The sequence below is a fragment of the uncultured Bradyrhizobium sp. genome (assembly GCF_936928535.1).
Classification (GTDB): Bacteria; Pseudomonadota; Alphaproteobacteria; order Rhizobiales; family Xanthobacteraceae; genus Bradyrhizobium.
Map to the genome: position 1 here is coordinate 32,251 of NZ_CAKZHY010000058.1, position 14,246 is coordinate 46,496.

Consider the following 14,246-nt stretch of genomic DNA (forward strand, 5'->3'; position numbering starts at 1 on the left):
TGCACGAAACCGTAACACATCGGGTGCACGGCCTCATCCTCCGATCGGAGGATGGGCGCCGGCCGGGCGGATGGAGCCCGGCCGGCGGCGTCGCGTTCAGGCCGCCAGGGCTGATGCCGGCTCAGAACGCGACGCGGACGCCCCCTTTCGCGGTTCCAATGCGGCTCTGGTCGGACATCATCACGCCCTCGACCGCGCCGAACACCGAGACATTGCTCGTGGTGCGATAGTCGAGGCCGATGCCCGCGACGGCGCCGACCGTGCTGCGGCTGCCCGGCGTGACGAAGGACAGGTTCTGCCCGAGGAGCACCGTGTTGATGCCGGTGTCGCCGACGCGCTGGAGCGCAATGACGCCGCCATGGACATTGGTCTTGAGCTCGCCGCCATCGAAGCGGGTCACCCGGGAGAGATCAAGCTCGCCGCGTTCCTCCAGATCCTGAAGCGTGCGGCTGCCGACCGACAAGCCCTGCGCCGATCCGGTCTCGCTGTAGCCGTTGAACTGACCCGCGACGTAGCGCAGCCGCGCCGTCGGCGTCAGCAAGTAGCCGTTGCCGATGTCGAGCCTGTAGCCGTAGGCGATCTCGGGGCTGATGTACCAGCCGCTGTAATTTGCCGTCGCCGTCTCCATGCCGCCGAGTGCCGCGTTGTTCAGCACCAGCCGCCGCGATTTGTTGTCGGCATTGCCGCCCTGGAGCGTGAAGTCGAAGAACTGCGCAGCCCATTCGAACCGGCTGTAGGCGCCGGCGAAGACGTAGACGGTGTCGACCGACTGCGAGTTGAGATCGACCGAGAGGCCGCCCTGCCCGCCGCCGAGGAAGGCGCCGACCAGCCAGTTCGGCTGCACCTTGCGGTCGATGCCGATGGCGCCGCCCCACGCCGTCGAAGTTGCGCGCAGGGTCGAGGCCGTCTCGTCCTGAATGCGCTGGCCGCCAAAGCTGTTGACCCACACTGTGATCGGCGCCGGATCGGTCCAGAGACTCTTCGGTGCCTTGGTGAAGGGACCGGCCTGCGCGCTCTCCGGCGCGTAGGCCATCGCCATCATGTTGCTGCCGGCAGCGCCGCCCCCGTTCAGCCGCCCCTGCACCAGCGAGGACACTCCGCCCGTGAAATCCATCAGCGTGCGATCGGTCTGTGCCAGCGCCGTCGGATCGAGGGTCGCGAGGGTTGTGCCTGAGATGACCGACGGGCCGCTGAAACTGCCGCTGGAAAGGTTGGCATTGATGGTGCCGTTGAAGTTCACGAAGGTCGGCAACGCGATGGTCGTCAGGGACGACACCCTGCTGCTGGGCGCCACCAAGTTCACGTTGACGACATCATTGCCGAAGCCGAAATCCACCACGCCGTTGATCTTCGAGCCCGGAAGCAAGGTCAGCGTATCGGCCGCACTCGTCAGCTTGATCGCTGTCCCGCCTGTCCCGGTAATGGTTCCGGCATTGACGATATCAGCGGCGCCGGATGATTTGATTCCGACATTGCCGCTGATGGTGCCGGTATTGGTCACGCTGCTCGTCGTGTTTGTCGCGATGGCGAACGGGCCGCCCGTGATGGTACCGGCATTGACGATCACGGCGGCGCCTTGCGCGAATACACCTTCGATCGTGCCGGCAATGGTCCCGCTCGCTGTGTTCGTCAGATTGAGAGCGCCCCCGGTCAGGATGCCATTTTTTGCCGTGATGGACCCGGAGTTGACGATATCCGCTTGCCCGCTGGAGAAGACGCCATTTGCGCCGCCAGTCCCGCTGATGGTGCCTGAGTTCTGCAGGGCCACCGCCGTGACGGCTTGAACCACATTCTCGCCCACCGCGCGAAGCGTGCCTGAGTTGGTGACGTTTGCGGTCAGGGCATCAACGGCCGCGCCAACGGCCGTCGATTCAACAATGCCGGAATTATTGATCGTGACCAAATTGGCGCTTATGCCGAACTGACCGGCGGAAATCAGCCCTCCTGCTACGTTCGAGACGGTCGCGCTGTTGCCGGCGCGGACTGCCGTTCCGCCGATCGATCCGCCCTTGATCGTGCCGGCATTGGCGGTGTTGGCGTCCGTCACCGAGGAAATAGCAATCGAGTTGGCGTTCGCGCTCTGAATCGTGCCACCGGGATTGTTGGTCACGGAAACCGCGCCCGCTACCGACAGGATGGCGTTACCCTCGCCTGCGATGAGCCCCGTGTTGGCGGTGACATTCACCGTGCTGGCACGGATGCCGACACCGCCTGCGGCCGATGCCGTGATCCTTCCAGCATTCGAGACAGTCGCCGTTGTCGCATTGATGGCGGTCCCGCCGGCGTCGGACGCCGATATCGTGCCGACTGCACCGTTGGTGATCGTCGCGATGTTGGCGGCAATGCCGTTGCGTCCTCCGGAAATCAGGGACGAATTGCTGGACACGACAACTGTCGCGGCTTCGATGCCAACGCTGCCGGCACCAAGCCCCCTGATGTCGCCGGCATTGATCACCGTGGCGGTGCCGACGGCCCGAAGAGCAACGCCATTCGCTGCGTTCGCCAGGATCTGGCCGGTGCTGTTGTTGATTGTCGCGTCAGCTCCGGCACTGATACCGATGATATCGCCCCGGATCGTTGAAATGTTGGCGGTCAGCGTCACGGCGCCACCGGCGTTGATGCCGATACCGGCAGCGCTAACTGCCGAGATCGTCCCGCGGTTGTCGATCGAGGCGTTGCCGCTCGCGCTGACCGCGACGCCATTTGCTCCGGTCGCCGTGATGATCCCGCTGTTGGCGACAGTGGCATCCGCCGTCGCGGAAAGGCCGAACCGGACGCCCGTGATCGTGCCGGTATTCGCAGTCACATTCAACGTGGTTGCATTGATACCGATCGAGTCCGTACCAATCCCGGTGATCATGCCGGAATTGCTCACGGTGACCGTAATCGCGTCAATGCCGTGACCTTGCAGCGCGCTTGTAATCGTTCCCGCATTGTCGAGAGTGAGCGTCGATGCCGTAATGCCATTAAATCCCGAGATCGTTGCTCCGCTGGCATTGGTGACTGTCACGTCGCCGGCCCTGAGGCCGGCCGCATTGGGTCCGTCGATTGTGCCAAGATTGGTTAGAATGCCGCAGGAGCCGGTCTCAATGCCGAAGGAGGGTCCGTGGACGGTCGCTCCCGCTTGGACCTGATAGGTGTTATTGTTGTCGTTGGGGGTACCGTAGCCGGTCACGCCGCCTTGCTGTGTGTCGACGTTTCCCGAGCAGACGATGGTTGCGTTGTTCACCGGCGCGACCGGCGTGCAGGCCGCCTCTGCCCTATCAACCGCCAGCAGCGGCGCCAGCAGGAGCGCCGAAGCAGGGATCCGCAGCAGGCGGCGGCTGACGGTTGCGCGAAGGCTTCGTTTCATCTTCATTCCCCAGGCGACGCCTTCCGCCCACCGGGCATGCAGGCTTGTCGCTTCGGCCTCCTCCGATCGAACGAGGCCGACGTTGCACAACGTGAATCGTTGATCGCCAAGGTAGAAAGACGGATGTTATCCGACTTGGACTGATACGACCGGATCGCGGCTCAGAACGAACTGAGGCGGTTTCAACCACCACTGGTGCAGAGTTGCGACACTGCCCGCTCAGGCCTGGTCCCAACCGGCCTTCTCGGCACTCTCGGCCCAGACCGCGGCGCGATAGATCTCGCGCCCATTGCCGTCCCTGACCCGGATCCAGGCATCGCGATCGCGCAGATCATCGCGCCAGACGAACAGGTGCCGCGCCATCTCGTCGGCGACCACGAATGTCGCTTTGGCATGCTCGAACACCATGCCGCCCGGATCGATCTTCACGACATTGCCGACCAGAAGGTCGAAGAAGAAACGGCGCATTCAACACTCCAACGACCCGCGCCGCGCGCAACCACGCCGTCCCTGGTGTTGATCATGATTTCACGATCAAGGATCACGTGAAAAATTCCCTGCTCGGCTCAAAAAGGCGGGCCGCTCACACTCGCAGGGACGCGATTACTCCGCCGTACCGCTCCTGACGTCGCTCGGCGTGGCGCCATAGGTCCGCCGGAAACAGCGGTTGAAATAAGAGAGATCACCGAAGCCGACGTCGTAGGCGATCGAGCTCACCGGACGTTCGGAAAATTCCGGTTCCCGCAGCATGCGATGGGCGCGCTTCAGGCGTTGCTCGATCAGGAAGGACGAAAACGTCCTGCCGTCGGCCTCGAACAGGCGCTGGAGATATCGCGGTGTGACGCCGAGCTCCTGCGCAACACCGACAACCGACAGATCCTGTCGCCAGCAATTGTTGACGATCAGGAATTTTGCCTTGCGCAAGCGGGCGGCCTTCGCACCGCGCCGTCCTATCACCTCCCTGACGTCGTCAGCGGCGCCGAGCACGAGCGCGAGCAGATCATGCAAGTGCTCGACGCCAACCTGTCGTAGTGCCGCGGTCGCAAGCGCATTCTCACGCACGAGCGACGTTGCGTAATCGACCAGCACCCTGATCTCGGTCTGGCGGTCCCGGATGATGCGCATGACCGCATCGTCGACGTCCATGATCATCGGCACGAGAACCCGTCGCGGCACGCGCAGCGAAACGCAGTCGCCGGTCACGAATCGTTCGATGGTCGAGGCATCCTCGGCGCTGGCCAGCACGGCTTCTCCGGGGCCGACCAGCAATTCCCGTCCTCGCGCCGTGATGCCGATGGTTCCTGATCGATTGCAGATCAGCGCAAGACTGTCGTCACCGTCGACGACGAGTTGCTTGGGGCGGACGACCCGGGCGCCGAACAGCGTACCGAGCAGCAGTTGCAGGTCCGGCAGCGAATGGGACGTGAGGTCAGCCACGATGGACTCACCGTCGCGAACGTCAAGCTCGGCCTTGACGCCGTGACAGTAGAAATCGCGTAGCATCGCCACGCGCTTGCTTTCGGGAATGTCGCTTGTCGAAACATTCGCAATGGACAGATCATCCTTGCCGCTCACTGTAATCCTCCAATCGACGAGCAGGCCCGGCCACGCGCTGTTGTTTTCCCGCACTGGGTTCCGCGCATTGTCGTGGTGGCGCGCATAGCCTCTCTCAGGTCCAGAAAACGCCTATACGAAAGTCTCAAATGACAGGCGTCATACGTTCGGAGGACGAATGCAGCCTGGCCTTCACAATGGATTGAGATCGCGCAAAATACGCCGCTGACAATATGAATTGGATCACACGGCGTCGTCTGTGCCAGCCGGCAGGGCGAACGGAGCCGCGAAGCCCGCCGCGATCTTGACGAGGTCCGCCTGCCTGCCCGCGCCCGTTTTCTCGAACAGACGGCCAAGATGGGTCTTGACCGTGGTCCCGGCAATTCCGAGCTTTGCCGCAATATCGGGAACCCCGCTAAGCTCGACGATGGCCGTCAGCACGCGCGTCTCGGACGGCGTCAGCTTGAACGCAGCAGCGATGGCCTCCGTCGCGAGCCGCGGCGCCATCACGGCCTTTTGCAGGAACAGCGCCGTCGCGACACCATCACGTTGCAGGCTGCGTTCCTGCGTCAGCGGGAAGGCGTGAACCAGGTAATGCTGACCGTCGGCCGACGTCATGAGCTCGATCTTGCGGCGATCGACCGCGCCGGCTCCGCTGTTGGCGACAACATCAAAGAAGCTGCGGAATATTTTTTCGGCTTGGGTGTTACGAGCCACGATACGATCGCCGACAATCATGAGCAGATCGCCGTCAGCGAGCATCTTGCGGCAGGCCGCGTTGGCATGAACAATCCGCCCCTCCGCATCGAGCAGACAGATTGCCGTGCTCAAATGGTCAAGCACCTCCGCGAGATCGGCTGCCGTGTGCGAGCGCGCCCTGATCTGCCGCCCCATCACGCGGGAGCGCTGGATGTGCGGCGCAAGCAGCCGCATACGCTCGCGCATCGAATCGTCGACGGTGCCGCGTGACCGGCCCCGCATCACCTGAAGGATCGTCGTGCGCGCGCTCGATCGTTCGAGCGTGACGGTCGCAAGATCGACGGCGCCCTGCGGTTCCACCCATTCGCGATAGAAGCTGGTCGCCACGAAGTCCGAATAGGGCATGACGTCGGCGGCGCCGATGGTCTGTTCGACGGACCGATCGAGATGTCGATCGAGCAATGGATCGAGCTCGACATATCGATCCCGATAGAGCTCGCGGAAGCGAGGTTCCGTTCCATAGTGCTGGTGGATCTCGATCGAGAGCCTGGCTTTGTCGCGCGAGAGGATGGTCGCGGCCGAGCCGCCGACAAAGCCCGCAACCTGCTCCAGGGCCGCGTTTCGCTGCGCGGGATCGGCCGCCGCATCGTAGATCTCGCCGACCAGCGACGAGAACCTGTTCGCCTCGAGGACCGTCATCGCGCGGGCGACGCCTTCGGCGCGGAAAAAACGTCAGAGAAAAAAGCTGAAGTCTCAAACATCGTCCTTGGGTAACGTCAACCGCAGGGTGTGGCTTGGACGTATTCGCCAAAGACTAGGATAAATGCGAACCGCGCGCGGGCTGTGTGCTGCGCATCACGCGCCCGCACCCTGCTTGTTGAACTAGCTGCGCCGGTGGTAACAGGCGGTCTATTTCCGGTTCTCCTCACAGAACTTCAGCGCGGCGAGCGCCTCGCCGGCACGCGGGATCTGGATCTCGATGCTGTCGTCGTCATCGTCCTCGAAGTCGAGCGTGAGACGTTTGGCTTTCGACAGGCGGTCCATGATGGACTGGTCGTACTCGAAGATGCCGCGCACGGTGGTCTTGTCCATGACCTCCCACTTCGCCTTCGCCATGATGTCGGCATCATCGGTGCCGACATCGGCACGCAGGATCTCGCCGACCTTGTCCCACTCCCAGCCGTCATAGATCATCACGATCACGATGGCCTTGTCCGAATAGGTGACGACGATGACGTAGTCGCGGTTCTCGTCGTCCTTGTCCTTGTAGCCGCGGCTCGCGTTGCAATGAGTATCCTGGGTGCGCTTCTCGATGGTCCAGTCACCGACCTTGGATTGTTGCGCGACCGCGGGCCCGGCACTCAAGGCGCCCGTCATCAGTGCAGCGGCAAGAAAAAGTCGCTTCATGTCAGCCTCCAGCGTTTCCCCACGCCAAGCTGACCACCTCTGTTCGCAAGTCGCAAGGCCTTCGCGAGATGGCTCCGGCGACGGCGAACGCCTTAAGGACGCCGCGGCACGATCGCGATCGGAGTGAAGGTGTAAACCTCCTCGCCGTTCTGGTTGAACATCGTCCATTTCACCAGCGCGATGCCCTGCGGCTTCGACTTCGACGGGGTCAGGCTCATGACCTCCCCGACCAGATGCAGACGGTCGTTCGGCCGCACCGGAATGGTCCAGCGCAGCCCGTCGACGCCGGCTCCGATCAGCGGGTGCGGGCCGAAGGGCCGGGTCTGGATCGCCAGATTCATGGCGATCGCCGCAGTGTGCCAACCCGAAGCAGCCAGGCCGTTGAACAGGGTGTCCTTGGCCGCCTCGTGGTCGAGATGCATCGGCTGCGGGTCGAACTCGGTGGCAAACCGCTTGATGTCGGCTTCGGTGACGACGACCTCAGGGGATTTGAAGCGCATACCGACGGTGAGATCGTCGAACCAGGCGACCTGGGCCATGATTTTGCCTCGAAAGGTGACATGCCGCGCGCAGGCGCACGACCAAGGGATGGATCGATCGTGGGGATTTAGCGGCTCGGCCGCCACCACGCCAGATCCCGGTTCCCCGCGAAACCCCTTTCCCAAATCGACGAAACACGCCTGAAACAGATCTCGGGTTATCTGGTCGTCAAAATCATACAGGGACATGCGTCATGCAATTCTTCCTCGACCCGATCAGCGAATATGCCTGCTGCCAGCATCTCGTCGCCCAACCGCTTGGGGAGGACGAGCTATGATCGAGACGATCTCCGTTCTCCTGGCTCTGTGCAGCATCGCCGTGTTTGCAGCGCACGCGCTGGATGCCTACCGCACCACGCACTGACCAGCAGCCCCGGCGCAGCCCTTAGTTCTTGAGCATAAGCTTTTCAGAAAGGCGCTGCACACTTCGCGCCAACGCGGCCCCCCGAGTTTGGATCACGCGCTAGAACGGCCGCCGGTAAAAGTGCTCCGAGTGCGTCGCTGGCGGAAACCGGTTCGCGAGCGCCAAAGCCCCCTTCTCGTCCGTCTCCAGCGCGATCTTTTGCGCCAGCATCACGTCGCCGGGCACCAGGAAGCCTGACGGGACGAAGCACCACCCCATCGTTGCATTACCTGAAGCGTCGACCTCGTGGACATTGGCGGCCGTGCCGTAGTGGATGCGATAGCACTTGCCGCTGTCGCAACCGATGACGTCGAAATGACGGTACTGCTCGAATTGAGCCCGCTGCTCGTCCGTCAGCCATTCGGACAACAGCCGCCTTCCCCGCGCCTCCGGCGTGTTCTCGCCGAAGAAGCGCCGGTACAGCTCGCGGAGCGCGTGCAACCGCGCTCGCGCGGGCGCGCGGAGCCGGAAGATCGCAATCATGGACCGATCAGATCAGCCGCCGACCAGGCGGGGATAGAACAACGTTTCCCGCGCGGTCGGATCGAATGATTTGATACGCGTGACTTCACCGGGCCCGGTCCGGTAAGCGGCGGTAAAGCCCGCACCGGTCAATTCCCGAAAGCGTTGTTCGGCCTGCGCCAACGCTTCGGCATTTTCGGGATCAAACTCGTGGCGCGTATCGCCGGTCTGATCCATCACGATCTGGGTAGCCATGTTGAGTCTCCTCATGCCCAGCCCTGAACTTGATCAAAGCAAACCTCGTGCCGTCGGTTCCTGAAAGCAACAACTTTCTCGGCACCTCCAGTCACGCCTTGCGGAGCGACTCAACGCACGGCCGCCGCTCCGCCGCCCCCATCGATCTGCCGGCCCATCAGTGCAATGGCTTTCTGATAGACGCCAGCCGCATTCCACGCCTGGATGGCGGCGAAATTCGGTTCGCCCGGCTGGTAACCGGCTCCCGCGCGCCAGCCATTGGCCTTCAGGAAATTCGCCGTCGAGGCCAAGGCGTTGGCGGCGACATCGAGATTGCCGGTGCCATAGGCCAGGATGTTCTTGGGCATGAACTGGGTCTGCCCGACCTCGCCATGCATGGAGCCGCGGGTCGACCCGGACAGCGCGCCGCGATCGACCAGCTTCAGCGCGGCATAGAGCTGCTCGGTGAAGAATTCAGGGCGCCGGCAGTCATAGGCGAGCGTTGCGATCGACGAGAGCATGTTCTGGTTGCCGCGCTGGCTGCCGAAGCCGGTCTCCATGCCCCAGATCGCAATCAACGGTCCCGGCGGCACGCCATAGCGCTGCTCGATCGAGGCGAACATCGCCGCCTGCGACTGCTTCAGCGAGCGGCCGCGCGCGACGATGGTGGTGGCGCCGCGCTTGGCCAGGAACTGGTCGAGCGACAGCGAAAAACTGTGCTGGCTACGGTCGGCATTGATCGTGGCGCTGGCGTAATTGGTCTGCATCAGAGCCGAGATCGAGGTCTGGCCGATGCCCTTGCCCTGCGCTTCCGCGCTGAACTCGCGCTTCCAGGCCTCGAACCCGCCGGGCCCGTTGCCGCATTGCGCGGCATTGACGGCCGGCATCAGGGACAACAGGAGCGCGGCCGCGCCGATCATCGCCGTCGCAACGGTCTTGCCCTCAGTCATTCCTGCGTATCCTTCTCTCGGAGTTGCGCGACCGGCTCGCGCACGGGCATGATCCTACGTCAGGCGCGCGCGCTCAAGCCCCGACCGGTGCAATCAATGCAAGCAATGCGCTTGACATGACTCAAAGGCCGCCGTCGGTCCCGAGCAGGAAGTCCACCATGATGCCCTGGTGCTGCCGGTACATGTCGGTGCCGGTCGCCGTGATGCAGCCGAGCTTGCGGGCTTGCGCGATGAAGGGCGAGATTTCCGGCTGGGTGATGACGCAGCCGCAATAGGCTGATGGAGCCAGCCTGGTGACGTCGACGGGCAGCGGATCGCTGTCCTTCATCCCGGCGGGCGTGGCATTGGCGACGAAATCGAAGCCCGCGGGGTCGGCGGAGCCGGCCAGCACGGACGCTTTGCCTGATAGGTTGAGACGATGGATCAGCGCATCCCGCCGCTCCACCGAGCTATCGTGAATGGCAAGCTCCCTGACGCCGGCTTCGACCAGTTCAAGCGCAATGGCCGAGCCCGCCCCACCGGCGCCGACAAGAAGCGCCCTCATGCCGCGAGGATTGATCCCCTTCGCACGCGCCGCTCCGACGAAACCGAGACCGTCCACCATATCGCCGTACCACGAACCGTCGGCACTGCGGCGCATCAGGTTGACCGTTTGAAGAAAATGCGCCCGATCGGTCGCGGCGGCACAGACCTGGTAACAGGCGAATTTGTGCGGAATGGTCACGACGATGCCGCCGAGATTCTTCAGCCGCGCCGCCACCGCAAGGAAATCGGGCAGATCAGCGGTCGCAACCTGGACCGGAACGAGAATGCCGTCATGGCCGCGCGCAGCGAACTCCGCGGAAACGCCCGCGGGCGAACGCACCTGGGCGATGGGTTCGCCGACGATGACGTAGAGGCGCGTTGCGCCTGATGGCGCCGGGATCACGCCGCTCATGCCGGAACCGAAGCGCCGTCGCTGTTCGCGTCCGCGCCGTAGGTCAATTCCAGCCCATCCAGATTGCCCTCCTTGCGCCAGTTGGCGAGCAGCCGGAGAAATGCCATCGGTCCGCGCCAGTATTGGCTGTTGCGCGCCGCGACCGGATCAAACACGCCTTCGTTGTTGTAGTAGCCGGGCGTGCATTCGGCGAGATAGGTCTGGCGACCGACCGCGGCCTTCACCACCTCGTCGACCCAGGCGTTCTCGGCCGCGAGCGTCGGCTCCAACGTCCTTGCGCCGCGCTTGCGCGCCTCCGCGATCACATAGGCAATGTGCTGCGATTGCTCGTCGATGATGTGCGGGAAGTTGGCGCTCTGCCCGGCCTGCACGGTCACGATCAGGAAGCAGTTGGGGAAGCCGCGGCTGTAGAAGCCGTGCATGGTCTTGACGCCATCGCGCCAGCGCTGCGACAGGCTGATGCCGTCGCGGCCGTAGACTTCAAACCCCATGCGGCGCGCGTAGTCGGTGCCGACCTCGAAACCGCTGGCATAGATCAGGCAATCGAGCTCGTACGCCTTGCCGTCGACGACGACCGCATTCTCCGTGATGCGCTCGACGCCCCTGCCCTTGGTGTCGACGAGATGCACGTTGGGGCGGTTGAACGTGTCGAGATATTGGTCGTGAAAGCAGGGCCGCTTGCAGAACGCCTTGTACCAGGGCTTGAGCGCCGCCGCGGCCGTCTCATCCTTCACGATTGCATCGACGCGGGCGCGGATCTCCTCCATCTTGCGATAGTCGGCCTGCTCGATCACCTTCAGCGCCTCTTCCATCGTGGTCACCGGCTGCGGCTGGCGACGCGGCGCCAGCAGGATCTCGCCGAGCAGGCCGGTCCAGCCGTCCTGCACCAGATCGTGCTCGAACGGCTCGCCCGAAATCACCGCGGTGAAATTGTCCATCCGCTCGCGCTGCCAGCCGGGCTTCAGGCCTTCCGCCCAGGCAGCATCGGTCGGGCGATCGGCGCGCACGCCGATCGCGGAGGGCGTGCGCTGGAATACGTAGAGCTCTCCTGCCGAACGGCCGAGATGCGGCACGCATTGCACTGATGTGGCGCCGGTGCCGATGATGCCCACGCGCTTGCCGGCAAGGCCGTCGAGACCACCCTCCGCGCTGCCGCCGGTGTAGGCGTAGTCCCATCGGCTGGTGTGGAAGCTGTGTCCCCTGAAGCTCTCGATGCCGGGAATGCCAGGCAGCTTCGGCCGGCTCAGCGGGCCTCCGGCGAGAATGACGAAGCGCGCGCGGATGCGATCGCCGCGATCGGTGTCGACCAGCCAGCGCCCCTCCTGCTCATGCCATGTCATGCGCGAGATGACGGTCTGAAACAGCGCGCGCTCGTACAGCTCGAAGTGGCGGCCGATGCGGCGCGAGTGTTCGTAGATCTCCGGTGCGCGCGCATATTTGCGCACGGGCATGTAGCCGGTCTCTTCCAGCAGCGGCAGATAGACGTAGCTCTCGGTATCGCAGGCAGCGCCGGGATAGCGATTCCAATACCAGGTGCCGCCGAAATCGGCGGCCTTTTCCACGATGCGGAAATCGGAAATGCCGGCCGCGCGCAGACGCGCACCACACAGCAGGCCGCCGAAGCCACCGCCGACGATGAGCACTTCGGTCTCTTCGCTAACGGGCTTGCGCGTAAAGGCGGGATCGGCCCAGGGATCGTCGAGATAACGGCCGAAATCGCCTATCACTTCGACATATTGCGCCTTGCCTTCGGAGCGCAGACGCAGGTCACGCTCGTCGCGATAGCGTGCGCGGAGTGCGGCAATGTCGACCGTAGAGTCGCCTGATGTGCCGGTCTTGTGTCTTTCTGCTGACATCCATTTCCTCCACGGCGGCCTCTGCTTCGCCGGCAGCTCACGACAAATTAGCCCCGAAAAAGTGACGCATGCAATCGCGTCCGGCGCTTTTTGCGTGGACGCCGCGCGACGTTCCGCTAACCTTTCGCGAGAAATCACAAGCCTATGCCGCGCAACGACGTGGCTGTTACGGAGGGAACGATGCAGGGATTGATGATGGACATGCCGCTGCTGATCAGCGGCCTGATCCAGTATGCCGCCGACTACCACGGCGAAGCGGAGATCGTCGCGCGCGAGATCGAAGGCGACATCCATCGTTATACCTACGCCGACGCTCATCCGCGTATCAAGCGCATGGCGCTGGCCCTCAAGCGGCTCGGCATGAAGCAAGGCGACCGCGTCGGCACGCTGGCCTGGAATACGCATCGCCATTTCGAGATGTTCTACGCCGCGCCGGGCATGGGCTACGTGCTGCACACCGTCAATCCCAGGCTGTTTCCCGAACAACTGGCCTACATCATCAACCACGCCGAAGATCGCCTGCTGTTCATCGATCGCGCCACATTGCCGATCGTCGAGGCGATTGCGCCGCAACTGAAGACGGTCGAAGCGTATGTCATCATGTCCTCGCGCGAGCGGATGCCGGAGACAAAGCTTGCCAATGTGCATTGCTACGAGGAGCTTCTGGACAAGGAGAACGAGGCAGGCTTCGCCTGGCCGTCCTTCGACGAAAAGTCCGCATCCACCATCTGCTACACGTCGGGCACGACAGGCAATCCGAAGGGCGTGATCTATTCGCACCGCGCCGCGATCCTGCAGACCATGACCTGCTGCAATTTCGACTTCCTGCCCGGACATGTCGAAGGCGTGCGCGAGGTGATGATGCCGATGGCCCCGCTGTTCCACGGCAATGGCTGGAACATGCCGTTCACCGCGCCCTACACCGGCTCGAAGCTGGTGCTGCCCGGCCGCAATTACGAGCCCGACAAGCTCTATGAGCTGCTCGAGGGCGAGAAGGTGACGCTCTCGGCCGGCGTGCCGAGCTTCTGGCTGATCCTGCTCGACTGGCTGGGACGCACGGGCAACAAATTCTCGACGCTGCGCGCAACCTTGTCATCAGGTTCGGCGCCGCCGCGCGCGATGGTCGAAAAGCTCAAGCGCGACTTCAAGGTCGATTACGTTCAGGCCTGGGGCATGACGGAAGCGCTGGGCTGCTCGATGCCGGGCCTGCGACCCGGCTCGGAGCATCTCAGCGAAAGCGAGTTCTTCGATCGGCGCCAGGTCTCGGGCCGCGCCTGCTTCGGCACAGCCTTGCGCATCGTCGACGATGCCGGCGTCGAGCTGCCGCGCGACGGCAAGACCGTCGGACACTTACGCGCCCGCGGACCCTGGGTCGCCTCCGGCTATATGAAGCTCGACGAGGGCCTCGATCGCGACGGCTGGTTGATCACCGGCGATATGGCCGTGATCGACAGCCAAGGCCACGTCACGCTGACCGACCGCTCGAAGGACGTCATCAAGTCGGGCGGCGAATGGATCTCATCGATCCAGCTCGAGGACATCGCGCTGTCCCACCCTGACGTGCTGCAGGCCGCCGTGGTCGCCATTGCGCACGAGAAATGGCAGGAACGCCCTCTCCTTCTCGTCGTCCGCAAGAAGGGCGCGACCGTCGACGGCAAGACCCTGCTCGACCACATGCGCCCCAAAATCGCGAGCTGGTGGATGCCCGATGCGGTCGAATTCCTCGACGAATTCCCGATGACCGGGACCGGCAAGGTGCTCAAATCGGCGCTGCGCGAGAAGTTTAGAGAGTATCGCGTCGCGTGAGTCCGGCTCTGCCGGTACGCGATCATGTTCATCTTTTGGTAGACTCG

General features: G+C 63.5%; 12 protein-coding genes. 1 reads left to right on the forward strand and 11 read right to left on the reverse strand.

Annotated features, from left to right (window positions below):
- Positions 1-121: 121 nt before the first annotated feature.
- From Q0687_RS08740 to Q0687_RS08790, 11 genes are all read right to left on the reverse strand, one after another.
- The gene (locus Q0687_RS08740; RefSeq protein WP_298874606.1) at positions 122-3,352 is read right to left on the reverse strand and encodes an autotransporter domain-containing protein; all 3,231 of its coding nucleotides are present in this window, start codon (positions 3,350-3,352) and stop codon (positions 122-124) included.
- A gap of 219 nt (positions 3,353-3,571) precedes the next feature.
- Positions 3,572-3,820 (reverse strand): hypothetical protein, encoded by a 249-nt coding sequence (locus Q0687_RS08745; protein WP_298874609.1) that lies wholly within the window; start codon positions 3,818-3,820, stop codon positions 3,572-3,574.
- 135 nt (positions 3,821-3,955) lie between these two features.
- Positions 3,956-4,927 carry an AraC family transcriptional regulator gene (locus Q0687_RS08750; RefSeq protein ID WP_298874612.1) on the reverse strand — a complete coding sequence of 324 codons (972 nt, stop codon included), beginning with the start codon at positions 4,925-4,927 and terminating at the stop codon, positions 3,956-3,958.
- 222 nt (positions 4,928-5,149) lie between these two features.
- Complete coding sequence (locus tag Q0687_RS08755; protein WP_298874614.1) at positions 5,150-6,304, reverse strand: LuxR C-terminal-related transcriptional regulator; 1,155 nt, start codon at positions 6,302-6,304, stop codon at positions 5,150-5,152.
- Positions 6,305-6,514: 210 nt separating this feature from the next.
- On the reverse strand, positions 6,515-7,012 hold the full coding sequence (locus tag Q0687_RS08760) for a hypothetical protein (RefSeq protein ID WP_298874617.1): 498 nt from the start codon (positions 7,010-7,012) through the stop codon (positions 6,515-6,517).
- Between the two features lie 92 nt (positions 7,013-7,104).
- Positions 7,105-7,551, reverse strand: a complete 447-nt coding sequence (locus tag Q0687_RS08765; RefSeq protein ID WP_298874744.1) for a MaoC family dehydratase — start codon at positions 7,549-7,551, stop codon at positions 7,105-7,107.
- Between the two features lie 463 nt (positions 7,552-8,014).
- A complete protein-coding gene (locus tag Q0687_RS08770) occupies positions 8,015-8,437 on the reverse strand; it encodes a hypothetical protein (RefSeq protein WP_298874620.1) in 423 nt (140 codons plus the stop codon).
- A 12-nt stretch (positions 8,438-8,449) separates the two neighbouring features.
- On the reverse strand, positions 8,450-8,671 hold the full coding sequence (locus tag Q0687_RS08775; RefSeq protein ID WP_298874622.1) for a hypothetical protein: 222 nt from the start codon (positions 8,669-8,671) through the stop codon (positions 8,450-8,452).
- A 110-nt stretch (positions 8,672-8,781) separates the two neighbouring features.
- Positions 8,782-9,600 (reverse strand): lytic murein transglycosylase, encoded by an 819-nt coding sequence (locus Q0687_RS08780; protein ID WP_298874625.1) that lies wholly within the window; start codon positions 9,598-9,600, stop codon positions 8,782-8,784.
- A gap of 121 nt (positions 9,601-9,721) precedes the next feature.
- Positions 9,722-10,528, reverse strand: coding sequence for a shikimate dehydrogenase (locus tag Q0687_RS08785; protein WP_298874747.1), 807 nt, complete (start codon positions 10,526-10,528; stop codon positions 9,722-9,724).
- A 5-nt stretch (positions 10,529-10,533) separates the two neighbouring features.
- Entirely contained in the window at positions 10,534-12,393 is a 1,860-nt protein-coding gene (locus tag Q0687_RS08790) for an NAD(P)/FAD-dependent oxidoreductase (protein ID WP_298874630.1), read from the reverse strand.
- 180 nt (positions 12,394-12,573) lie between these two features.
- Here Q0687_RS08790 and Q0687_RS08795 point away from each other — a divergent pair, with 180 nt between their 5' ends.
- Positions 12,574-14,199 carry a long-chain fatty acid--CoA ligase gene (locus tag Q0687_RS08795; protein ID WP_298874633.1) on the forward strand — a complete coding sequence of 542 codons (1,626 nt, stop codon included), beginning with the start codon at positions 12,574-12,576 and terminating at the stop codon, positions 14,197-14,199.
- The last annotated feature ends 47 nt before the right edge of the window (positions 14,200-14,246 follow it).

Excerpts from the sequence above, each read along its gene's own strand:
- Q0687_RS08760 (WP_298874617.1), bottom strand. The coding sequence starts at position 7,012 with ATGAAGCGACTTTTTCTTGCCGCTGCACTGATGACGGGCGCCTTGAGT.
- Q0687_RS08790 (WP_298874630.1), bottom strand. The coding sequence starts at position 12,393 with ATGTCAGCAGAAAGACACAAGACCGGCACATCAGGCGACTCTACGGTC.
- Q0687_RS08755 (WP_298874614.1), bottom strand. The coding sequence starts at position 6,304 with ATGACGGTCCTCGAGGCGAACAGGTTCTCGTCGCTGGTCGGCGAGATC.
- Q0687_RS08740 (WP_298874606.1), bottom strand. The coding sequence starts at position 3,352 with ATGAAACGAAGCCTTCGCGCAACCGTCAGCCGCCGCCTGCTGCGGATC.
- Q0687_RS08775 (WP_298874622.1), bottom strand. The coding sequence starts at position 8,671 with ATGGCTACCCAGATCGTGATGGATCAGACCGGCGATACGCGCCACGAG.
- Q0687_RS08765 (WP_298874744.1), bottom strand. The coding sequence starts at position 7,551 with ATGGCCCAGGTCGCCTGGTTCGACGATCTCACCGTCGGTATGCGCTTC.
- Q0687_RS08780 (WP_298874625.1), bottom strand. The coding sequence starts at position 9,600 with ATGACTGAGGGCAAGACCGTTGCGACGGCGATGATCGGCGCGGCCGCG.
- Q0687_RS08795 (WP_298874633.1), top strand. The coding sequence starts at position 12,574 with ATGCAGGGATTGATGATGGACATGCCGCTGCTGATCAGCGGCCTGATC.
- Q0687_RS08745 (WP_298874609.1), bottom strand. The coding sequence starts at position 3,820 with ATGCGCCGTTTCTTCTTCGACCTTCTGGTCGGCAATGTCGTGAAGATC.
- Q0687_RS08770 (WP_298874620.1), bottom strand. The coding sequence starts at position 8,437 with ATGATTGCGATCTTCCGGCTCCGCGCGCCCGCGCGAGCGCGGTTGCAC.